Genomic DNA, 20703 nt, shown 5'->3' on the forward strand with positions numbered 1-20703 from the left:
GGTGCCAGGGTTCGGGGCGCGCGCCTCAGCCGCGGAGCGTTCCGGGCGGCGTGCTCGTGGCGCTGACGGGCGTCCGCCGCGCACCCGCGAGGCGGCGCCAGCCCTTCTCCACCCTGCTCTGGTCGGCACCGCCGGCCGGGGCGTCGTCCTCGTGCGGGCGGTAGTCGTAGTAGCCGGCCCCGTAGGCGTCGGCCTCCCGGCCGGCCTTGTTCAGGACGATCCCGAGCACGCGCGCGCTGACGGCGGACAGGTTCGCGAGCGACTGCCGGAGCTGCTCGCGGCGCACCTGGCCCGCACCCGCCACCATCAGCACGCCGCTGGTCATCTTGGCGATGAGCGCGGCGTCGGTCACGGGCAGCAGCGGCGGGGTGTCGATGATGACGTAGTCGAACTTCTGGCTCGTCTCCTCGATCAGCCGGGCCATGCTGCGGGAGCCGACGAGCTCGGCGGGGTTCGGCGGCACGGCCCCCGACGGGATGACGTACAGGCCGGCCGAGCCCCAGGGCTGCACCACGTCGTCGATCGTCGCCCGCTGGATGAGGAGCGTCGTGAGGCCCACCGACCCCTCCAGGCCGAGGTACCCGGCGACGGAGGGCCGGCGCAGGTCCGCGTCGATCAGCAGGACCTTCGCGTCGGCGTCGGCCAGCGTGATGGCCAGGTTGATCGCCGAGGTGGTCTTGCCCTCGTCCGGCACGGAGGAGGTGACCACCAGGGCCTGCGGGCCGCCGTCCAGGTCCAGGAACTGCAGGTTGGTGCGCAGCCGCCGGAACGCCTCCGAGCGCGTGTGGTACGGGCTGGTCTGCACGACGAGCGGGTTGCTCTTCGCCTCGTCGTCGAGGGTGATGGTGCCGATGACCGCGGAGTCGGTGACGGTCCGCAGGTCCTGCTCCGAGCGCACGCGGGTGTCGACGATCTCGCGCAGCACGGCGAGCGCGACCCCGAGGGCGGAGCCGAGGAGCAGGCCGACGAGGATCATGACGGGGATGTTCGGGTAGCTCGCCGAGACCGGTGGCACGGCTTCGCGGACGAGCTGGAGCTGCACGGGGGAGTCGCCGGCACCCTGCGGCGTCTCCAGCGCGTCGACCCGCACGGCGAGGCTCTCGGCGACGGTGTTCGCGATGCGCGCGGCCAGCGTCGGGTCGGCGTCCGTCGTGGTGATGTCGATGAGCACGGTGTCGGTGACGGGGGCGGCCTGGACCCGGGTGGCCAGCTCGCCCGGGGTCGTGTCGAGGCCGAGCTCCTCGACGACCGGTTCGAGCACCTGCGGGCTGCGCACCAGGTTCGAGTACGACACGACGCGGCGCTGCACATAGGTGGTGCCGGTGGCGAGCTCGGACGTGGACTCGGCGCCGTGGAACGACACGAATACCTGCGCGGAGGTCGTATAGGTGGGCGTCCTGGTGAATGCGAACAACCCGGCGAGCACAATTCCGGCAAGTGCCAGAGCGGTCACGGGAACCCAGTGCTTACGGATGATCCTGAGATATTCGGTCACGTTCAACGTGTTCCCCTGACGGGCCTGCCTGCGCTTCCGTTGGTAATCTAACCGACGTTCCGGAGAAGCGCGCCCGCTGGGATATCCCGGTTTATTGCCGCAAATTCCGGACGTAAAGGGCGCTCGACAGGGAGATCTGCAGGTGCGAATTCTGCACGTCACGGACCGCTATTCCGGGGGCGTCGGCCGAGCGATCGACCGCATCACCGAGCTGGTTCCGGAGGCCGAGCACCACCTGCTCTCCACGGGCATCGAGAGCACGCACGGCCGCGGCGCCTACCGGGGCACGGCCGACCTCCCGGACGGGCACGTGGCCCGGGTCCGCGCGGTGCGGGACGTCGTCGACGAGGTGGCGCCCGACGTCGTGCACGCGCACTCGAGCTGGGCCGGTCTGTACACGCGGGTGCGGCGGCTGCCCGTGCCCGTCGTGTACCAGCCGCACTGCTACTACTTCGAGCGGCCCGACCTGCCCGGCCCCGTGCGCCGCGCCGTCCGCTCCGCCGAGCGGTTCCTCGCGGCGAACGGCTCGGTCGTCGCGGCGGTGAGCCCGCGCGAGGAGCGGCTCGCCCGGTCGATGGGCGCGCACCACGTGGTGCGCATCCCCAACGCGCCGTCGTCCGCGGCCGTCCGTGAGGCCGGGGCGCGCTCCGGTGCGGGGGCCGGGTCCCGGCGCATCGTCACGATGGTCGGCCGCGTGGTGGCACAGAAGGACCCGCGGTTCTACGCGGCGACGGCGCGGGCCGCGCGCGCGGCCGGACTGGGGCTCACCTTCCGCTGGCTGGGCGACGGCGACCCGGACCTGGTGCGGGAGCTGGCGGACGCCGGGGTCGAGGTCACGGGGTGGCTCACCGCGGACGACGTCATGCGGCAGATGGCGGCCTCCGACGTCTACCTGCACAGCGCCGCCTACGAGGGATTCCCGATCAGCGTGCTCGACGCCGCCCGGGTCGGTCTGCCGGCGGTGGTCCGCGACATCCCGGCGTTCGAGGGGGCGCGGCTGACCGCCGTCGGCACGCCGGACGAGGCCGCGGCCGCCGTCCACGCCGCCGTCGAGGACCCCCGGCAGCGGCTGCGCATGATCGCGTCGGGGGACCGTCTCGTGGGTGAGATGGACGAGACGGCCCTGCACGACGGCGTCGTGCGGGCCTACGCGACCGCCGCCGGAGGGGCGCTGGTGGCGTGACGCAGGGCCCGCACCCCGAACGCCGTGCGATCGACGGCGACCGCACGGTGAAGCAGCTCCTGGTCGGGCTGCTCCTGGTCGGGAGCGCGTGCTTCGTGCTGCTGGGCAGCCCGGCGGTGCCGCAGCGGTTCCTGTACGACAGCCGGAAGATCGCCACGATCGCGGGCGGCTACCAGGGCTACGACTCGGACAAGTCGTTCAGCACGGTGGGCGCGATCTACCGCGATCTCGGCCTGGCCGAGCAGCCGGTCTGGGCGGGGCTGCTGGGGTACCTCCTGTTCGCCACCGTGCTGCTGGTGGCGCTGCGGGGACGGATCGGGAACGCGGGGCTCCTGGGGCTCGGCCTCGTCGTGGGCTCGGTGGTGCTGGCCGTGGTGTACGTCGGCACGTACTCCAAGGACGTGTTCGTGCTGCCGATCGCGCTCGTCGCGCTGTGGCGCCGGCGCGGGTGGTGGCCCGAGATCGCGCTGGTGGCGGCCATGGCCGTCTACGCCCACGAGTTCCGGGACTACTGGTACCTCGTCATCGGCGGCTACGTCGGGTTCCGGGTGGTCATGGCGCGGGGGTTCTCCGTGGGCCGGATGATCGCCGCGGCGGTGGCCGCCCTCGTCGTGCTGGCCGTCGTCTTCCAGAACTACCTCGGGGTCGAGCTGGACTTCTACCGCACCAAGGTCAACGAGGTACGCATCGGCGACGTGGACACGCGCACGCTGATCGAGCCGTTCGTCGACGTGGCGGGACCGGTGGGCAGCTTCCTGAACTCGGTGATCGTGCTGGTGACGTTCGCCGTGCCCCTGCCGCTGATCCTCAAGCTCTCGCCGTACTACCTGATGGTCGCGGCGTTCCTGGCCGTGCTCTGGTTCCAGTTCGGACGGGCGGTCCGGCTGTGGGGTGCGCGGGCGCGGAGCGACCCGCAGTGGGCGCGCCTGGTCGCGCTCGTCCTGGGCCTGACCGTGGTGCAGAGCGTGTTCGAGCCCGACTACGGCTCGTACGTGCGGCACCTCACGCCGCTGCTGCCGGTGATGCTCGCGGTCATCCTGTGGCGCCCGCGTCCGCGTCCCTCGGACGGGTCGGACCCGCAGGATGCCCGGGCGGCGCAGGAGGCCGACACGGCAGTGGGCGCGCCCGGTGGCGCCGTGAGGAGTGGGCCTGGTGGCGCCGTGGCGGGGCGGTGAGCGCGGTGTACTCCGTGGTGATCCCCTGCCGGGACGGGGCGGCGACGCTCGGCCGGCAGCTCCGGGCCCTCGCGGCGCAGGACTTCACCGGCGACTTCGAGGTGGTCGTCGCCGACAACGGCTCGCGGGACGAGAGCCGCGCCGTCGTCGCCGCGGCCGCCCGGACGGACCCGCGCGTCCGGGGCGTCGACGCGAGCGGCCGGGCCGGCATCAACCACGCCCGCAACGTGGGCGTGGCGCACGCCCGGGGCAAGTTCGTCCTGCTCTGCGACGCCGACGACGCCGTCACGCCGGGCTGGATCTCCGCGATGGACCGGGCCCGCCGCGCGGGGGCGGACTGCGTGGGCGGAGCCGTCGAGCGGCGGCTGCCCGACGAGACGGTCCTCGGCACCGACCCCGCCACCTCCACCTACCTGTGGCACGTGCCGCGCCCCATCGGCGCCAACTGCGGCTTCGCCCGGGAGGTGCACGACGCCGTCGGCGGGTTCGACGAGTCGCTGCTCGGCGGCGGCGACGAGTCCGACTTCTTCTACCGGGCGCACCTCGCCGGGTACCGCACGCGCGCGGTGCCGGACGCCGTCGTCGTGTACTACGAGCGGGAGCGGCTGCGCGACCTGGCGCGTCAGCAGTTCCGGTACGGGCGCCAGTCGGTGCGGATCTACCTGCGGTTCCGGGACGCGGGCCTGCCGCGCCGGCCGCTGTGGCGCGTGCCGGTCACGGTCGCGGGCGGCCTGGTCCGGGCGCTGTCGCCCGACCGGCTGGTGCGCCGGCGCGGGGTCAAGCGGCTCGCGCTGACGGCGGGGCGCGTGGCGGGGAGCGTGCGGGACCGGACGCTGTTCGTCTGACGCGGCAGATGCTGCAAGCGGGCTGCATGTTTCGTGCAAGGCCGCCTTCCTACGGTGGGTCGCGGCGCCGATGGTGCCGCGTCCGCCCCTCGACCCCCCGAGGGGCGGACGGACCAACGGTCCGTCGAGGAGGGCACCGGCATGAGGCGCGCGTACTTCATCACCTGCGTGACGGCGGTCGCCGTCCTGACCCTGGCCGGATGCACCGCGGCGGCGGGCCTGGAACCCGGCCCGGCGCGCTCCGGCGACGTCCCGGCCCGTGAGCTGACCGACGCCGAGCAGGTCCGGGTGGACGAGGCGGTCGAGCTCCTGGTCCGGGACTGCATGAAGGCCGAGGGCTTCCGGTACGTGCCGGCGTGGGTGGCGAGCGTCGAGGAGCGGCAGGGTTCGGGCTACGTGCTCGCCGACGTCGCCTGGGCGCGGGAGCACGGCTACGGGCTGGAGCTGGAGGACCGGGTCGCCGAGATCCAGCGCAGCGACCCGAACCACGCCTACGCCAACGCCCTGCCGGAGGCAGAACGGGTGCGCTGGTCCGTGGCCCTGGACGGTGACCCGGCCGGCGGCATGCTGACGGCCGAGCTGCCCGCGGGCGGTGTGGTCCAGACCCCGCGTGAGAGCTGCTTCGCGCAGGCGAAGGACAAGCTCTACGGCGACTTCGCGGCGTGGTTCCGGACCGAGAAGGTGGCCACCAACCTCGTGGGCCTGTACGCGCAGGACATCGTCGCCGACGAGCGCTTCGTGACACAGCTCGGCGCCTGGTCGGAGTGCATGGGCCGGCGCGGCTACGACTACCCGGACCCGCCCGCGGTCCGCGATGACCTGCACCACGTTCTTGCCGGACTGAGCGGGGAGCGGGCGCGCACCGCCGAGCGCGACCTCGCGGTGGCCGAGGCGACCTGCGCCGTCCGCGAGACGGCGCTGGTGAGCACGGCGCACGACCTGGAAGACGAGTACTGCGCGCGGCTGGACCAGTACGACGACGAGGTCGCCGGGTACCGGCGGATGCAGGTCGTGGCGCTGGAGAACGCCGAACGGGTGCTGGCGCACTGAACCGGAACCAACCAACCAACCAAAGGAGTACACATCATGCGCAAGATCTTCGTCCTGCTCGCGTCGCTCGGTCTGGTGATCACAGGGGCGCTGTTCCCTGTGAGCGCGCAGGCCTCGACGGCCTGCGACAACGCGTGGCACAACGCGACGTCGGGCTACTTCTACGCCTACGACTACATCAACTGCAGCGGCTACCTGGGCAAGTCGAACGGGAACGACGCCAACTGGGGCAACTCGTCGGGTGGCTTCCAGGGCACGGACAACAACAAGGCGCACTCGCTGCTGCACAAGGGCACGTCGGGCATGGCGGTCATGGTGTTCAACGGCTTCAACCACAGCGGCAACTGGTCGTGCGTCAAGAAGTCCGAGTACTACGTGAGCAACCTGAACGACGACTCCCTGGCGGGTGGCGCCGGCTCGTCCGGTGCGTCGAACACGATCAGCTCGCACAAGTGGGTGTCCACCTCGTCGTGCGGGACGTCGTTCCTGCACTGAGGCTCATCCAGCGACTCCGGCGCGGCCGGCGGTGTCCCCGCCGGCCGTGCCGGAGCCGTTCAGCGTGCCGCCTCGGTCAGGAGCACCCCCAGCCGGTTCAATGCTCCCGGCACCACCGAGTAGTACGCCCACTTGCCCCGCTGCTCGCGGGTGAGCAGGCCGGCGTCGACCAGCAGCTTGAGGTGGTGGCTCACCGTGGGCTGGGACAGCCCGACCGGTTCGGTGAGGTCGCAGACGCACGCCTCGCCGCCGTCGTGCGCGGCGATGACCGACAGCAGGCGCACGCGCGTCGGGTCGCCGAGCGCCTTGAACACGTGCGCGAGCTCGGCGGCGGTCTCCGGGTCGGCGGCCTCGCGCACCAGGGGCGCGCAGCAGGCGCCGGACGCCGGCTCCGTGGCCGTCCGTGACCCGTCCGTCAGGGGGAGCGTGGTGGTCATGCCCACCATCTTGCCACGCATCGAAGTCTGTGGATACGTTGTACTCGTTCACGCATTGATAAGTATCGATCTGAGGAGTGGATCATGTCCGGATCCCGCGAGAGCCTGCCCGTCGTGGTCGTCGGGGCGGGGCCGGTCGGCCTCGCCGCCGCGGCTCACCTGGTGGAGCGCGGCCTCGAACCGCTCGTGCTGGAGGCGGGCTCCGGCCCGGCCGCGGCCGTCGCCTCCTGGGGGCACGTGCGCCTCTTCTCGCCCTGGCGGTACGACGTCGACGCCGCCGCCCGCCGCCTGCTCACCGGTGCGGGCTGGGCCGAACCGGCCCCGGACGCCCTGCCCACCGGCGCCGACCTGGTCGAGCGGTACCTGGCGCCGCTGGCCGCCGTACTCGGCGAGCGGGTCCGCTACGGCGCACGTGTCGTCGCCGTCGCCCGTGACGGCGCGGACCGGTCCCGTTCGCTCGGGCGCGAGCGGCGCCCCTACCTGGTGCGCTGGACGACGAGCGAAGGGGTGCACGAGATCCGGGCGCGCGCCGTGATCGACGCTTCGGGAACCCACGGCACGCCGAACCCGCTCGGCCTGTCGGGCCTGCCGGCGATCGGCGAGGAGCGCGCCGCCGACCACCTGACCGGTGCCCTGCCCGACGTGCTGGGGGCGGACCGGGAGCGGTTCGCGGGTCGCACCACCCTGGTGGTGGGCGCGGGCCACTCCGCAGCGAACACTCTGCTCAGCCTGGTCGAGCTGGCTCAGGACGAGCCGACCACCCGCATCCTCTGGGCGATCCGCGGCGGTTCGGCGCGGCGCCTCTACGGCGGCGGAGCCGACGACGAGCTGCCCGCCCGCGGACTGCTCGGCACGCGCCTGCGCGACGCCGTGGAGTCGGGGCGCGTCGAGCTGCTCACCCGGGTCGCCGTCGAGCGCCTGGAGCCTGAGCCCTCGGGCGCCGTGCGGGTGCTGGGTACAGGGCGCAAGGACGGCACCGACGGCGCGCTCGACCTGACCGTCGACACGATCGTCACCGCGACCGGCTTCCGCCCCGACCTGGACATGCTGCGCGAGGTCCGCCTCGACCTCGACCCGGTGGTCGAGGCTCCGCGCGCCATCGCGCCGCTCATCGACCCGAACCACCACTCCTGTGGCACGGTGCCCGCGCACGGCGAGGCGGAGCTCGCGCACCCGGACGACGGCTTCTACCTGGTCGGCACGAAGTCGTACGGGCGAGCGCCCACCTTTCTGCTGGCCACCGGTTACGAGCAGGTGCGGTCCGTGGTCGCGGCGCTGGCCGGGGACCGGGCGGCCGCCGACGCCGTCGAGCTGGACCTGCCGCAGACCGGTGTCTGCTCCTCCGACCTCGCGCTGGCCGCCGATGTGGACGGTGTGGTCTCGTCCGAGACGCTGGCGGGCACGTCCGGCGGCGGGTGCTGCGGTGCGCCGTCCGGGCCACAGGCGGTGACGATCGGTACGGGCGTGCCGTCGGCGCGCCGCTAGGCGGCGTCCGGGATCACGCGACGGGTTCCACGCCGAGCTCGGCCAGCAGCCGTCGCACGCGCCGCTCGATCTCGTCGCGGATGGGGCGCACCGCCTCGAGGCCCTGGCCGGCGGGGTCGTCCAGCTCCCAGTCCTGGTAGTTCTTGCCGGGGTAGTACGGGCAGGCGTCGCCGCACCCCATGGTGATGACCGCGTCCGACGCCTCGACCGCCTCGGTGGTGAGCACCTTGGGCTGCTCGCCGCGGATGTCGACCCCCTTCTCCAGCATCGCCTCCACGGCGACGGGGTTGATCATCTCGGCGGGCATGGAGCCGGCCGAGCGCACCTCGACGGCGCCGCCCGACAGCGCGCGCAGGAACCCTGCGGCCATCTGGGAGCGGCCCGCGTTGTGCACGCAGACGAACAGGGCGGACGGCTTGGTCTCGGTGGTCGGTTCGGTGAGGCTCATCAAGGGGCTCCGGTGGGTGCGGGGTGGTGGGGTACGGGTCAGGTCGTCCGTAGGATCAGGCAGCTTCCGGCACGAGATCGGCGAGCAGGGCGCGCACGCGCTGGTCCAGGTCGTCGCGGATCGCCGCCACGCCGGCGGGGGAGGCGAGGGCCGGGTCGCCCACCGCCCAGTCCTCGTACCGCGTGCCGGGCAGCACCGGGCAGACGTCGCCGCAGCCCATGGTGATCACCACGTCCGCGGCACGGACCGCGTCGTCGGTCAGCGGCTTCGGGTAGAAACGGGTCACGTCGTCGACCTGGTCGGCCGAGGTGCCGTCGCCCAGCTCCTCCAGGAGCGCGCGGACGCCCGCGTGCACCTCCGCCGCGGGCGCGGACCCCGCCGAGCGGACCACCACGCGGTCGCCCGCGTGGTGCCGCATCAGGGCGGCGGCGAGCTGGGACCGGCCCGCGTTGGCCACGCAGACGAACAGCACCTGCGGCAGGTGCTCACCCGCCGCGCCCAGCTCCAGGGCGCGGGCCTTCTCGGCGTCGACGATCCGCTGCCGCGCGAAGTGCTCGGTCAGCGGCACGAGGTAGGTGGCCTCGCCACCCCGGCGCACGAGGGCGGCGTACGACTCGCGGACCACCCGGGCACACTCGCCGGGCGGTGTGCCGGGGAAGCGCTCGGCCAGCGACGCCGCCAGGCGGTCGAGAGCGGGCTCCACGTTCGTCAGCCCGGCCAGCTGCCGGGTCCGGCCGACGTCGACCGCGGCCGGGGCGAACCGGTCCAGCAGCGTGCTCACCGCCCCGCGGTACGCCGGCTCGACGCGGTACCAGACCGAGGTGCCGCGCCGGTCGGCCGTGAGCAGGCCGACGTCGCGCAGCACCTTGAGGTGGTGGGACACGGTGGGCTGGGACACGTCGGTGAGGGTGGCGAGCTCGCCCACGGTGACCTCGCCGGACACGCTGGTCGCGACGGCGGACAGCATGCGCAGCCGGAGCGGGTCGGCCATCGCCTTCAGCGTCGCCGCCAGGGCGGTCGCCGCGTCGAGGCCGATCGCGTGGGACTCGGCGGCGCCGTGCGGGGAGAGAGCGGTCATCGTCGGCACCTCGCTTGCATTGATGTACTTCTATGTTGACATCTTTCGATACAGCCCCGCAAGCACCAAGCCGTCTACCGTCGAGCGCATGATGCTGCTGAGGTCGGTCGTCCTGTTCCTGGGCGCGGCGCTGTTCGAGATCGGCGGGGCGTGGCTCGTCTGGCAGGGCGTGCGCGAGCACCGGGGCTGGATCTGGATCGGCGCCGGCGTCGTCGCGCTCGGGATCTACGGGTTCTTCGCCAGCCTGCAGCCCGACGCGAGCTTCGGGCGCATCCTCGCCGCGTACGGCGGCGTGTTCGTCGCCGGCTCGCTGGCGTGGGGGATGGTCGTGGACGGCTTCCGTCCGGACCGCTGGGACGTCACCGGCGCACTCATCTGCCTGGTCGGCGTGGCCGTCATCATGTACGCGCCCCGCTCCGCATGAATCCGGCGTGACCCGGGCGGCATATGTACTACCTTGCCGCTCTTCGCCTCCTCTATCCTGAGTTTTCTGTCTGGGGGTGGACGGCGTGATCCGGTTTCAGCTGCTCGGCGGCGTGGCCGCGCACGACGAACGGGGCGCGGTCCCGCTGGGTTCGGCCCGGCAGCGGGCCGTGCTGGCGGCGCTCCTGGTGGAGCCGGGGGCCGTCGTCCCGCTGGACCTGCTGGTCGATCGGGTCTGGGGCCGGTCGGCGCCCCGCAGCGCGCGGCAGACCCTGCACGCCTACGTCTCACGGCTGCGTTCCGTGCTCGACGGCGCGGGCGGACCGGTGCCCGTGCACGGGTCGGGCGGTTACGTGCTGGCGGCGGACGGCTCCCAGGTGGACCTGCACCGGTTCCGTGCCCTGGTGGCCCGGGCTCGCGGCCGGGGCGTCGACGGGGGCACCGCCGGAAGTGCTGCGGGCGCCGTCGACGGCGGTGACGACGCGGACGCCGGCGCGCTGTGGCGGGAGGCGCTCGCGCTGTGGCAGGGCGAGCCGTTCGCCGGCCTGGACAGCGACTGGCTGCGGTCGGTCGCCGTCACCCTCGACGCCGAGCGGCACGCGGCCGTGCTGGACCACCACGACCTGCTGCTGCGCCGTGGCGAGCACGGCCGCCTGCTGCCCGAGGTAGCCGCGGCCGCCCACCGGGCCCCGCTGGACGAGCGGCTGGCCGCCCAGCTCGTGCTCGCCCTGTACCGGTGCGGCCGGCAGGCCGACGCACTGGAGCACTACCGCCTCGTCGCCGAACGGCTGGCCGACGAGCTGGGCAGCGACCCCGGCCCTGATCTCCAGGAGCTGTACCAGCGCATCCTGCGGCACGACCCGGGCCTGGCCGTTGCGGATCCCGCGGCCGCGTCGGCTCCTGCCGGTCCCGGGGACCTGACGGCGACCGGTCCTGTCCCGGGTGAGCCCGCCGACCGGCCGCGTCCCGCCCAGCTACCGCTGGACGTCGCCGCGTTCACGGGACGGGCGGGCGACCTGCGCCGCCTGGACGACCTGCTGACCGGGCTCACCGCGGCCGGCGTCGCCGTCATCAGCGGGACCGCGGGCGTCGGCAAGACGGCGCTCGCGGTGCACTGGGCCCACCGGGTCGCGGACCGGTTCCCGGACGGGCAGCTCTACGTGAACCTGCGCGGCTACGACCCCGACCAGCCCGTACGCCCCGCCGACGCCCTGGCGCGGTTCCTGACCGCCCTGGGCATCGCCGAGCGGGACGTCCCCCTGGACGACGAGTCGCGTGCCGACCGGTACCGCAGCGAGCTGGCCGGGCGTCGCATGCTGATCGTGCTCGACAACGCGGGCAGCGTGGCCCAGGTGCGCCCCCTGCTGCCGGGCGGAGGGTCGTCCCTGGTCCTGGTCACCAGCCGGGAGAGCCTCGCCGGCCTGGTCGTCCTGCACGGCGCCCACCAGGTGGGCCTCGACCTGCTGCCCGCCGCGGAGGCGAACCGCCTGCTGCACCGCCTGATCGGTGACCGTGTCACCACCGAGCCCGACGCGGCGGCGACCCTCGCCGAGCAGTGCGCCCGACTGCCCCTGGCGCTGCGCGTCGCGGCCGTGCTGGCCACCTCCCAGCCCGACCGTTCCCTGACCGAGATCACCGCGGAGCTCGCCGACCGGCGGGAGCGGCTGGAGCTGCTCGACCCGGGCGGCGACCCCTACGCGGCCGTGCACGCCGTGTTCTCCTGGTCCGTGCAGCACCTCCCCGACCAGGCGGCCCGCACGTTCCGGCGGCTGGGGCTGCACCCTGGTCCCGACCTCGACCCCTACGCCGCGGCTGCCCTGACCGGCCTGGAACCCCACCGCGCCCGCCGGGTCCTGGACACCCTCGTGGCCGCCCACCTGCTGCACCGCACCACACCCGGCCGCTACGGCATGCACGACCTCCTGCGTGCCTACGCGGCGCACCTGGCCCGCACCCACGACACCGGGCAGGACCGTGCCGCGGCCGAGGAGCGGCTCCTCGACTACTACCGTGCCGCGGCCCACGCCGCCGTCAGCACCCTGTACCCCGCCGAGGTGCAGTACGAGCTCGACCGGGTTCCGGACGTCCCCCTGCCCGACGTGTCGGAGCCGCGCAGTGCCACGGCCTGGCTCCAGGCCGAGCAGGTCTGCCTGGCGGCGGTCGCCGAGCACGCCGCCGACCGGCAGGACGCCGCGTACGCCGTCGCCATCGCCCTGATCCTGCACCGGTACGTGAACAGCGCTCATCCGGTGGGCCAGTTCGTCGTCAACGCGCACGCGCTGCGGGCCGCCGAGGCGGTGGGCGACCGGTCCGGTCAGGCCCACGCCTTGCGCCAGCTCGGGGTGGGACACTCGCAGGCGTGCCGGTACGAGACGGCGCTGGAGCACCTGCACCGGGCGCTCGCGCTGTTCCGCGAGGTCGGCAACCTCGCCGGGGAGGCACACACGCTCACCAACCTGGCGACGGTCGCCCACCGGCGGGGCGACCACCGGGGCGCCCGGGACCGGCACCGGCACGCGCTCGAGGTGGCGCAGCGGTCGGGTGACCGGTTCGTCGAGGCCTCGGTGCTCAACGGCATGGTCGGGGTCGAGGCCAGGCTGGGGGACCACGACGCCGCCTACGAGCGCTGCCGGCAGGCGCTGACGATCTTCCAGGAGATCGGGGCGCGCTACTGCGAGTCCATCGCGCTCAACAACCTGGCGAACAACGACATGGAGCGCGGGGACTACTCGACCGCCGGCGAGCGTCTGCGCCGCTCCCTGGCCACGGCCGACGAGCTGGGCATCGTGACCTCACGGGGGTACATCCTGGACTCGCTCGGCATGCTGCACCTGCGCCTGGCGGAACCGGACGAGGCCGCGGCGTACTTCGGGCGGGCGCTGACCGCGTGCCAGGAGACCGGTGACGTCACCGGGCAGGCGTGGTCGTACAACGGCCTGGGCGAGGCGGCGCGGCTCGCGGGGACCCCCGCCGAGGCCCTGCAGGCGCACACCGAGGCGCTCGGCATCGCCGTCCAGGTGGGTTCGCGCGACCAGCAGGCCCGGGCGTACGCGGGGATCGGCCACGCGCACCGCGGCCTGGGGGACCCGGGCGAGGCCCGGGCCGGCTTCCGGCAGGCCCACGCGATCTACGTGGATCTCGGCGTCCCTGAGGCCGAGGAGCTGGATGCTCTGCTCAACGAGGCGCCTGTCGCGTGAGACCGCGAGGGCCGGACCTCAGCCCGCCGTGCCGGACGAGCGCCAGAGCATGCTCGCGACGCTCCGTCGCACGGTGGGTGGCACCACCTCGGGCGGCACCATGCGGGCGATCCGCCGGGCCGGCGACGCCGCGACCCTGCGGTGCACGTAGGGGTAGAGCGCGCGGAGCCGGTCGAACTCCGCCCGGGTCCCGGGGTCGTCGTGCTCGGGGAGCGCGTCGAGCGCGGCCCACGTGTCGTCGGCGAGGCTCCGCAGCGGCGCCGGGACGGGCACGTCGTCCCACGTGGCACCGACGCGGTGCAGAGACGGGTCGATGAACGCGTCGACCCGGTGCACGGCGGCCCTGTCGTCCGGGTCGACCATCGGCAGGTCGAGCGCGGCGGCGGCGTTGAAGACGGGCTCGTCCCAGTCGTGGATCAGGTCGGCGTAGCGGACGAACGCCCGCGGCGTCGACCGGGTCGCCAGCTCCGTGCCGAGCATCAGGTTGATCCAGCCCGCCACCCGGTCGACCATGCCCCGGCCCTTGTAGTTGGCCGCCTTGCTGCCCACCACCTCGGCGGGCGGGCGCAGCATCGTCAGGCACGACGCGCGGGCGCCCGTGCCGGCCGCGGCCTCCAGCCAGAGCTCCAGGAACCAGAGCAGGCGCGGGTCCTTGATGACCAGGTCGCCGTGCTCCGCGACCTGCGCGTCGAGCCATACCCGGATCTGGCCGAGCGCGTTCGCCTCGACCCCGGCCCGGTCCACGAGGTGCCAGGCCAGCGGCCGCGGGTCCGACGTCTGCACGTCGGCGGCCCGCAGCAGCGAGTCGTGGAAGTCCACCACCCACCGTGGCTCCGAGAAGCCCCGCGGGTTGGACGGGTCGGCCTCGACCTCGGGTGCCGGGACCCGCAGGCCGAACTCGCGCAGGACGCCCGCGAGCGTGCTCGTGCCGCTGCGGCCCGAGCCGGTCACGTAGACGACGCGGTGCGGTGCGCTCATCGGGTCTCGGCCGCCATCGTCGGGACGCGGACCACCGGGGCCCACGGCGCGGCCTCGTCGAGCGAGTCCAGGTCGTAGCCGTGGGCGCGGATACGGTCGCCGAGGTGCTCGCCCACCACGTTGCGGTAGCGGGGCAGCAGGGCGGCGTCGGTGACGTCGCGGAGCAGGTCCGCCCGGGGCGTGCCGTGCCGCGACCCGAGGCGTGACACGTGGTGCCGCACGCGCCCGGCCAGCTCGGCCCGGCCGCCGGAGCGCCACAGCTCCGCATAGCGGTTGCTGCGGCCGGCGTCCACGGCGTCCACCGCGTCGTCGTCGAGCTCCACGCCCAGAAAGCGGGCGACCCGGCCCAGCTCGCCGGCCGGGTCGCGCATCAGGTGCTCGTACCGCAGCACCAGCAGGTTCTCGATGTGCAGGGCGTCCTCCGCGAACACGTCGTGCGCGTGCACCCAGTGCTCCACGAGCCGGGGGAACCCGAAGGTGAACCGTCCCCGGCTGCGGGTGGCCCACTTGCGCACGGCCAGGGCCTGGACCACGGGGTGCCGGGTGACGACCACGAACCGCGACCCGGGGAAGATCTCCTGGAAGTAGCGCATCTTCGTCAGGTTGGGCGGGGACTTCTCGACGAGCACCGTGCGGTCGAGGTCCCAGTACGGGGACCAGCTCTGCCAGAGCCGTGCGCCGGCGTCGGGCGTGCGCTGCGCGTCCTCCTCGGTGAGGTGCGCCTGCGGGTGGAAAGACCATTCGGACGTATTGCCCAGACCGCCGAGATACGTGTCCTGAATATGTTGTCCCTCGTCCATCACGGCGCCGGTTCCGGTCAGCCCGGAAGCATTCGGACTAGAACCAATAATTCGGGCGAGGAGCGTGGTGCCGCTGCGGTGCAGGCCGCCGACGAAGGCGATGCGATGGTTGTTCCAGGGTGTGGTGCTGGTGCTCGTTCCGGACATCGGGAAACCTAGCTGGTCGGCTGGAAAGGTGATCGCTGGTGCCCCGCAAAAATATGCGATGAATGTTCCGCGTGCGACCCGAATCGTCCCCGTCCCGCGTGGTCGATAATTCCGACCTGCGTCATCGGATAACAGCATCCATGATGGTCCCGACCGCGAACCAGACCGACAGGGGCACAGACATGATGCGTCCGGACGACCACGCCCATCTCGCGGGGCTGCGGGACGCGACCGCGTCGACCCTCGCCGCCGTGATCCGTCCCGGCCCTGTCGCCCTCCTGGACGTGCCCAACCAGCGCAACGTCGGTGACTCGCTCATCTGGGCCGGCACGGCCGCCTACCTGCGGCGCCTCGGGCGCGACGTCCGCTACGCGGCCGACCTGCGCGGCTACGTGCCGGCGGACCTGCGGGCGGCGATGCCGTCCGGGACCGTCCTCGTCCGCGGCGGGGGCGACTTCGGCGACCTCTGGCCGGGCCACCAGGAGCACCGGGAGCGCATCGTCCAGGACCTGCCCGACTACCCGGTGGTCCAGCTCCCGCAGTCCGTCTGGTTCGGGTCGGCGGACCGCGCCGCGCAGGCCGACCGGATCCTGGGCGCGCACCCCGACTTCACGCTCCTGCTGCGGGACACCCCGTCGCTGGCCCGGGCCGCCGAACAGCTCCCCTCCCTGGCCGCGCGGTTCTGCCCCGACCTGGCTCTCGGCTGGGAACCGCCGCGCCGCGAGCGGTCCGTGGCCGACACCCGGCGGCTGCTCGTGCTCGCCCGCGCGGACAAGGAGACCGCCTCGGGCCTGCACGACGTCGGGCCGGCCTGGGTCCCCGGGCTGGATGCCGACCGCACGGACTGGCACGCCGGCGGCAGCGAGGCCTGGCGCCGGCGGGCCGCCCGAACCGTCACGACGCTCGGTCACCAGCGTGCCCGCGTCGCCCGCCGGGTGCCGCTGCCGGCGTCGGGCCTTGCGAACCGGCCCGTGGCGGCGGCCCTCGCGACGATCAACCGGGCCGGCATCGACGCCGGGGTGCGGTTGTTCGCGCCCGCGCGGGGCGCCGTCGTCGACCGACTCCACGCGCACGTGATGGCGGCGCTGCTGGGCGTGGAGCACGTGGTGCTGGACAACAGCTACGGCAAGGTCCGCGCCGTCTACGACGACTACACCGGCACGTTCAGCACCGCCCATCACGCGTCCGGCCTCGACGAGGCGCGCGAGCTGGCCGCCCGGCTCTGGGCCGCCTGATGCTCGCGTTCGTGACCTCGCTGCGCCATCCGCGCAACGCCGCCGACTACGGCCGCGTCGAGGAGCTGCTGCGCCTCACCCTCGCGTCGCTGACCGCGCAGACCAGCGGGGAGTACGTGGTGCTGGTGGTGGGCAACCGCGCCCCGGGGTTCGACCTGGGGGAGCGGGTGCGGTTCGTCCCCGTCGGCTTCGCGCCGCCCGAGGCCGCCCACGGCCCGCACGCCGACCGGGACCGGTTCGTCCGGGACAAGGGCAGCAAGATCGGCGTCGGGCTGCTCGCGGCCCGTCCCTACGCGCCGGACCACGTGATGATCGTGGACGCCGACGACTTCGTGCACCGCGACCTCGCCGCGTTCACCGCGCGGCACCCGGGGCACCCCGGGTGGGTGGTCGACCAGGGCTGGGTGTACTCCCGCGCCCGCGGTGTCTACCGGCGTCAGCCCGCCTTCCACCGGACCTGCGGCACGAGCCTCGTGGTCCCGTTCGACGCCTACGGCGTACCCGCGCACCTCGACGAGACCGCCACGCAGGGGGAGGTCCTGGCCGGGTACGGCGAGCGGGTCGACCACGTGCTCGGCGCCCACCGGAACGCGGTCGAGTGGTTCGCGCGGCACCAGGGCAGGGTGCTCGAACCCCTGCCGTTCCGCGGCGCCGTCTACCACGTGGACACGGGGGAGAACCACTCCGGCAAGCGCCTGCGTGGGCTCGCCCGCCCGCTCGACCCTGACTTCGCCGCGTGCTACGGCCTGCCCCCGGTGCGGCGGACGACGGCGACGCTGTGGTCCGCCGTCGGGCCCCGCGCGGTCGCCGAGACCGCACTCGTGCTCGGCCGCCGGGCGTTGCGGCCCGTCCGGCGGGCGCTCGCCGCGGGGGCCCGGTCATGACCGTCGAGGTGGTGCACTGGAACCCCCGGCGGCCGGTGGTACCTGGGCCGTTCGGGCGGCTGGTGCCGGTGCGGCGCCGGGTCAACAACTTCGGCGACCTCGTCGGCCCGGCGCTCGTCGCGCGGATCCTGGCCGCGCGCGGCGTCGACCCCGCCCGGGGCGCCGGGCGCAGGCTCCTCACGGTGGGCTCCATCCTGCACCTGGCGAGCCCGGGCGACGTCGTCTGGGGCACCGGCATCAACGGCAAGCAGGCGCACCTGCCCCGCGGTCTGCGGCTGGACGTGCGGGCCGTGCGCGGGCCGATCACCCACCGGGTGCTGCGCGAGGCGGGCATCGCCGCGCCGCGCGTGTTCGGCGACCCGGCGCTGCTCTGGAGCCGCTTCTGGCCCCGGGAGACGTACGCCGACGGCGCCCGGCGCGCGGTCGGCTTCGTGCCCAACCTGCACGACTGGGTCCGGTACCGCGACGACCCGCGGACGATCGCGCCGCAGGGCGACCTGCACGCGATCGCCGGGCAGATCGCGCGCTGCGACCTCGTCGTGGCGACGTCCCTGCACGGCATCGTGCTTGCCGAGTCGTTCGGCATCCCGGCGCGGCTCGTCCCGCCGTCGGCCGAGCCGATGCACAAGTACCACGACTACTACGCCGGCACCGGGCGCGAGGCGTTCCGCGTGGCGGCGTCGGTGGACGAGGCCGTGGAGATGGGCGGCGCCCGCCCGCCGGTGTGGGACGCCGACGCCCTGCTGGCCGCGTTCCCCCTCGACCTGTGGGCGTGACCGCGAGCCGGGTCAGAGCCCGAACGCCGCGGTGACCGTGGCGCCGCGCGCACCGGCCAGGTCCACGACGAGTGCGATGCCCGGCTCCAGGCGTTCGACGGTGACCCGCTCGTGCGCGCCGGTCAGCCGGGCCGCCGTACGGGCCAGCGTGATCCGCAACGGCCGCTCCAGCCGCTGCGTCGGGTCGGCGACCGCCACGGTCAGCCGCGTCCCCTCCTGCACCACGAGCACCGCGGCCGGCCGGTCGCACCGCACGCCGCCCGTCTCCGGCGCCTCCGCCTGCCAGACGTTCAGCGCCACCGTGTCGTCGCGGCGCACCGCTTGCACGGCCCGCGAGTTCGCCAGGACCTCCGTCCGCGGGGCCGCGGCGTAGGACGCCACCTCCTGCGGCGTCGCGCCCGGCAGGATCGTGTACCCGTAGCGGCCGTCCGCGGGGTCGGTGCCGTGCTCCAGCCAGAGCGTCGCGAAGCTGTTGGCCCGCACCGTCGGGTCGCGGTGCGGCGCACTGCGGTTGATGTCGGCCCACCGGCCCGTGCGCCGCTCGCGGAGCAGCCGCAGGCGCTGCCCGTCCCGGAACACGTAGCCGATGCCGGTGCCCGGGGTCGCGCCCGACAGATGGGCCCACCGGGCGCCGTCTGCCACGGTGGGGGCGGGCGTGCCCGGTCCCACCGCGTGCGGCACGGTGCGGCCGTCGACGACGAGCCGCTGGGCCGCCGGGTCCACGAGCCGGCGGTTGTCCACCACGGTCTCCACCGGGCGTCCGGACGCCGAGGCGATGCCCGTGCCGAGCGCCACGATCTCGTCGTCCAGCAGGAACCACGACGTGAAGCCCGATACCTCGGCCATGCCCGGGGCCGCCGGGTGCCGGAACGCCATGCCGACCGCCGCCCGGGAGCCCAGGGCGGCACCGCCCGCCCAGTGCGACGTGCCGCGGAAGCCTGCGCCGGCGGAGTCGCCGGGCGTGCCCGACGCCGTCGTCGTCCCGGGGATGCGACGGGCGTCGACGGTGGGCCAGTAGTCGTCGTCGTAGGGGGTGCCGGCCGCGTCGTACAGGTAGTACGCGCCGCTGCCCGTGTACCAGCCGTGCAGGTTCTCCGCGCCGATCGACTCGTACGTGGCGATCCGCGCCGACGACATCGCCAGCGCGACCGTGAACGCGGGCCGCCGGTGCACCACGCGGTCCATCGCGGGGAAGACCCGGGTGCCCTCCGGGGGAGCCAGCGGCGTGACGCCGTCGGCCGGGTCCGGTGACGCGTAGGCGGCCAGGCGCGTCCAGCGTGCGGCCCGCTCGCCGTCCGCCGCCGAGGCCAGGAGGCGCAGGGCGGACGCCGCGGCCCGCCCGGCGTCCCGGTCACCGACCGAGCGGCGAGCGATGTTGCGCCCGCGCACCGGGGCCAGGACCGCGCCGGCGTGCAGCCACGGCACGAGCCCGTCGTCCACCCAGCGCAGCAGGTCGTCGAGGGCCGGACCCGGGAGGTGCCACGGCGTGTCGTGCAGCAGGGCCAGCACGGTGGCGGCGGAGGTGAGCAGGGACAGCCCGTACCCGCCCGAGTAGGGGTGCACGTCGTGCTGCAGGAACGATCCGTCGGCGTGGATCCCGTCGCCGGACGCCGTGGGCCGGAACGCGGGGGCCATGCCCCGCAGGCCGGCGGCGAGGGCGTCCTCGTCGTCGAGCAGCAGCGCGCGCTCCACCACGACACGTCCCGTCCAGGCGCGGTTGGCCGCCGTGTACGCCGGGGCGGGGGTCTGCTCGTGCACCGTGGCCATCCAGCGCCGCAGCCGGTCCTCGCCGAGGTCGTCGTACAGGAGCATCGACGTCGCCGTGAGCTGGAGCGGGATGCCGACCTGCCGGTCCCACCAGTTCCCCGACCGGCCCGTGTGCGCGGCGTAGTCCTCGTGGAGCCGGTCGAGGCCGGCCAGCAGGACGTCCCGCACCTCGGGGTCCTGCGCGTAGCGGGAGCCCGGCGTGGCGTAGGCGCGGGCGAGCTCCCGGAGCCGCTCGTAGCGGATCCGCAGGCCGACGGTCCGCTCGCGGGAGGTCAGGGACAGGTCCGGCCACCGGCCGTCCGGGCCGAGCTGGTCCAGCAGGCGGCCGGCGGCGTCGTCGTCGGCGGCCGCGCCCGTGAGCTGGGCGAGCCACCGTGTGCGGACGGCGGCGAACGGGTGCGTCGTGTCCTGGAACGCGTCCCACGCCACCAGCCCGCCGGCCACGAGGGCGGACGCGCCGAGCGCGAGGGTGCCGATCCGCAGGGCCTGGCGGCGCGTGACGGGGCGGGTGTGCGGGGGTGCGGGCGAGGGGTCCGAGGGCTGGGGCGGGGGCTTGGACGGGGGGTGCTCGCGCTCGGACGGGGGGTAGGGGGTCGGCGCGTCGTGCCGGGTGGGCGCGCTGTGCGGGGGCGGCGGGGCGTGCTCGGGGGACGCGTCGTGCTCGGTGGGCAGGTCGGCCTCCTCCTGGTCGCGGGTCACGGACCATGGTGTCCGGGCAGCGGTTCCTGCGCGCGCCGGGGCATTCCGCATCGTCGCGATCGTCTGTATTGTCCGCACTTGTGTCCCCAGCACGCCGCACGACGTC

At 74.3% G+C, this 20703-nt stretch carries 18 protein-coding genes; 11 read left to right on the forward strand and 7 right to left on the reverse strand.

Going from position 1 to position 20703, the window contains the following annotated elements; all coding sequences use genetic code 11:
• Positions 1–25: 25 nt before the first annotated feature.
• Positions 26–1453 (reverse strand): polysaccharide biosynthesis tyrosine autokinase, encoded by a 1428-nt coding sequence (locus ACO229_RS24330; protein WP_423463034.1) that lies wholly within the window; start codon positions 1451–1453, stop codon positions 26–28.
• 184 nt (positions 1454–1637) lie between these two features.
• On the opposite strand from ACO229_RS24330, the gene ACO229_RS24335 reads away from it, so the two are divergent.
• The 5 genes from ACO229_RS24335 (at position 1638) to ACO229_RS24355 (ending at position 6243) form a co-directional block, all read left to right on the forward strand.
• Positions 1638–2678, forward strand: a complete 1041-nt coding sequence (locus ACO229_RS24335; protein ID WP_423463035.1) for a glycosyltransferase — start codon at positions 1638–1640, stop codon at positions 2676–2678.
• Entirely contained in the window at positions 2675–3853 is a 1179-nt protein-coding gene (locus ACO229_RS24340) for a hypothetical protein (protein ID WP_423463036.1), read from the forward strand. Before ACO229_RS24335 ends, ACO229_RS24340 begins: the two co-directional genes overlap by 4 nt.
• Positions 3850–4698 carry a glycosyltransferase gene (locus tag ACO229_RS24345; RefSeq protein WP_423463037.1) on the forward strand — a complete coding sequence of 283 codons (849 nt, stop codon included), beginning with the start codon at positions 3850–3852 and terminating at the stop codon, positions 4696–4698. The genes ACO229_RS24340 and ACO229_RS24345 overlap by 4 nt, the downstream gene beginning before the upstream one ends.
• A 141-nt stretch (positions 4699–4839) precedes the next feature.
• Positions 4840–5748 (forward strand): hypothetical protein, encoded by a 909-nt coding sequence (locus tag ACO229_RS24350; RefSeq protein ID WP_423463038.1) that lies wholly within the window; start codon positions 4840–4842, stop codon positions 5746–5748.
• A 36-nt stretch (positions 5749–5784) separates the two neighbouring features.
• The gene (locus ACO229_RS24355) at positions 5785–6243 is read left to right on the forward strand and encodes a hypothetical protein (RefSeq protein ID WP_397413412.1); all 459 of its coding nucleotides are present in this window, start codon (positions 5785–5787) and stop codon (positions 6241–6243) included.
• A gap of 59 nt (positions 6244–6302) precedes the next feature.
• Here the strand turns inward: ACO229_RS24355 and ACO229_RS24360 are convergent, their stop codons facing one another.
• Complete coding sequence (locus tag ACO229_RS24360; RefSeq protein ID WP_397413413.1) at positions 6303–6680, reverse strand: ArsR/SmtB family transcription factor; 378 nt, start codon at positions 6678–6680, stop codon at positions 6303–6305.
• 84 nt (positions 6681–6764) lie between these two features.
• Here ACO229_RS24360 and ACO229_RS24365 point away from each other — a divergent pair, with 84 nt between their 5' ends.
• On the forward strand, positions 6765–8165 hold the full coding sequence (locus ACO229_RS24365; RefSeq protein WP_423463039.1) for an FAD-dependent oxidoreductase: 1401 nt from the start codon (positions 6765–6767) through the stop codon (positions 8163–8165).
• 13 nt (positions 8166–8178) lie between these two features.
• Here ACO229_RS24365 and ACO229_RS24370 read toward each other — a convergent pair whose 3' ends face one another.
• On the reverse strand, positions 8179–8613 hold the full coding sequence (locus ACO229_RS24370; protein ID WP_397413415.1) for an arsenate reductase ArsC: 435 nt from the start codon (positions 8611–8613) through the stop codon (positions 8179–8181).
• A gap of 55 nt (positions 8614–8668) precedes the next feature.
• Positions 8669–9691, reverse strand: a complete 1023-nt coding sequence (locus tag ACO229_RS24375) for a metalloregulator ArsR/SmtB family transcription factor (protein ID WP_397413416.1) — start codon at positions 9689–9691, stop codon at positions 8669–8671.
• Between the two features lie 88 nt (positions 9692–9779).
• On the opposite strand from ACO229_RS24375, the gene ACO229_RS24380 reads away from it, so the two are divergent.
• On the forward strand, positions 9780–10115 hold the full coding sequence (locus tag ACO229_RS24380; RefSeq protein ID WP_119141971.1) for a YnfA family protein: 336 nt from the start codon (positions 9780–9782) through the stop codon (positions 10113–10115).
• Between the two features lie 85 nt (positions 10116–10200).
• Entirely contained in the window at positions 10201–13311 is a 3111-nt protein-coding gene (locus ACO229_RS24385; RefSeq protein ID WP_423463040.1) for an AfsR/SARP family transcriptional regulator, read from the forward strand.
• A gap of 18 nt (positions 13312–13329) precedes the next feature.
• Here ACO229_RS24385 and ACO229_RS24390 read toward each other — a convergent pair whose 3' ends face one another.
• Positions 13330–14289, reverse strand: a complete 960-nt coding sequence (locus ACO229_RS24390; protein WP_397413418.1) for a sulfotransferase family protein — start codon at positions 14287–14289, stop codon at positions 13330–13332.
• Positions 14286–15236 carry a sulfotransferase family protein gene (locus ACO229_RS24395; RefSeq protein WP_423463041.1) on the reverse strand — a complete coding sequence of 317 codons (951 nt, stop codon included), beginning with the start codon at positions 15234–15236 and terminating at the stop codon, positions 14286–14288. Before ACO229_RS24395 ends, ACO229_RS24390 begins: the two co-directional genes overlap by 4 nt.
• 182 nt (positions 15237–15418) lie before the next feature.
• Here ACO229_RS24395 and ACO229_RS24400 point away from each other — a divergent pair, with 182 nt between their 5' ends.
• Genes ACO229_RS24400 through ACO229_RS24410 form a run of 3 tightly spaced genes read left to right on the forward strand, consistent with a single transcriptional unit; the run spans position 15419 to position 18131 of the window.
• The gene (locus ACO229_RS24400) at positions 15419–16471 is read left to right on the forward strand and encodes a polysaccharide pyruvyl transferase family protein (protein WP_397430930.1); all 1053 of its coding nucleotides are present in this window, start codon (positions 15419–15421) and stop codon (positions 16469–16471) included.
• A gap of 11 nt (positions 16472–16482) precedes the next feature.
• On the forward strand, positions 16483–17355 hold the full coding sequence (locus tag ACO229_RS24405; RefSeq protein WP_423463042.1) for a glycosyltransferase family A protein: 873 nt from the start codon (positions 16483–16485) through the stop codon (positions 17353–17355).
• Positions 17352–18131 (forward strand): polysaccharide pyruvyl transferase family protein, encoded by a 780-nt coding sequence (locus tag ACO229_RS24410; protein ID WP_423463043.1) that lies wholly within the window; start codon positions 17352–17354, stop codon positions 18129–18131. The genes ACO229_RS24405 and ACO229_RS24410 overlap by 4 nt, the downstream gene beginning before the upstream one ends.
• 12 nt (positions 18132–18143) lie before the next feature.
• Here the strand turns inward: ACO229_RS24410 and ACO229_RS24415 are convergent, their stop codons facing one another.
• Complete coding sequence (locus ACO229_RS24415; RefSeq protein ID WP_423463044.1) at positions 18144–20597, reverse strand: polysaccharide lyase 8 family protein; 2454 nt, start codon at positions 20595–20597, stop codon at positions 18144–18146.
• Between the last annotated feature and the right edge of the window lie 106 nt (positions 20598–20703).

It is taken from the genome of Promicromonospora sp. MS192, assembly GCF_049532985.1.
GTDB lineage: Bacteria > Actinomycetota > Actinomycetes > Actinomycetales > Cellulomonadaceae > Promicromonospora.

Excerpts from the sequence above, each read along its gene's own strand:
- ACO229_RS24350 (WP_423463038.1), top strand. The coding sequence starts at position 4,840 with ATGAGGCGCGCGTACTTCATCACCTGCGTGACGGCGGTCGCCGTCCTG.
- ACO229_RS24355 (WP_397413412.1), top strand. The coding sequence starts at position 5,785 with ATGCGCAAGATCTTCGTCCTGCTCGCGTCGCTCGGTCTGGTGATCACA.
- ACO229_RS24360 (WP_397413413.1), bottom strand. The coding sequence starts at position 6,680 with ATGACCACCACGCTCCCCCTGACGGACGGGTCACGGACGGCCACGGAG.
- ACO229_RS24365 (WP_423463039.1), top strand. The coding sequence starts at position 6,765 with ATGTCCGGATCCCGCGAGAGCCTGCCCGTCGTGGTCGTCGGGGCGGGG.
- ACO229_RS24370 (WP_397413415.1), bottom strand. The coding sequence starts at position 8,613 with ATGAGCCTCACCGAACCGACCACCGAGACCAAGCCGTCCGCCCTGTTC.
- ACO229_RS24375 (WP_397413416.1), bottom strand. The coding sequence starts at position 9,691 with ATGACCGCTCTCTCCCCGCACGGCGCCGCCGAGTCCCACGCGATCGGC.
- ACO229_RS24380 (WP_119141971.1), top strand. The coding sequence starts at position 9,780 with ATGATGCTGCTGAGGTCGGTCGTCCTGTTCCTGGGCGCGGCGCTGTTC.
- ACO229_RS24390 (WP_397413418.1), bottom strand. The coding sequence starts at position 14,289 with ATGAGCGCACCGCACCGCGTCGTCTACGTGACCGGCTCGGGCCGCAGC.
- ACO229_RS24395 (WP_423463041.1), bottom strand. The coding sequence starts at position 15,236 with ATGTCCGGAACGAGCACCAGCACCACACCCTGGAACAACCATCGCATC.
- ACO229_RS24400 (WP_397430930.1), top strand. The coding sequence starts at position 15,419 with ATGATGCGTCCGGACGACCACGCCCATCTCGCGGGGCTGCGGGACGCG.
- ACO229_RS24410 (WP_423463043.1), top strand. The coding sequence starts at position 17,352 with ATGACCGTCGAGGTGGTGCACTGGAACCCCCGGCGGCCGGTGGTACCT.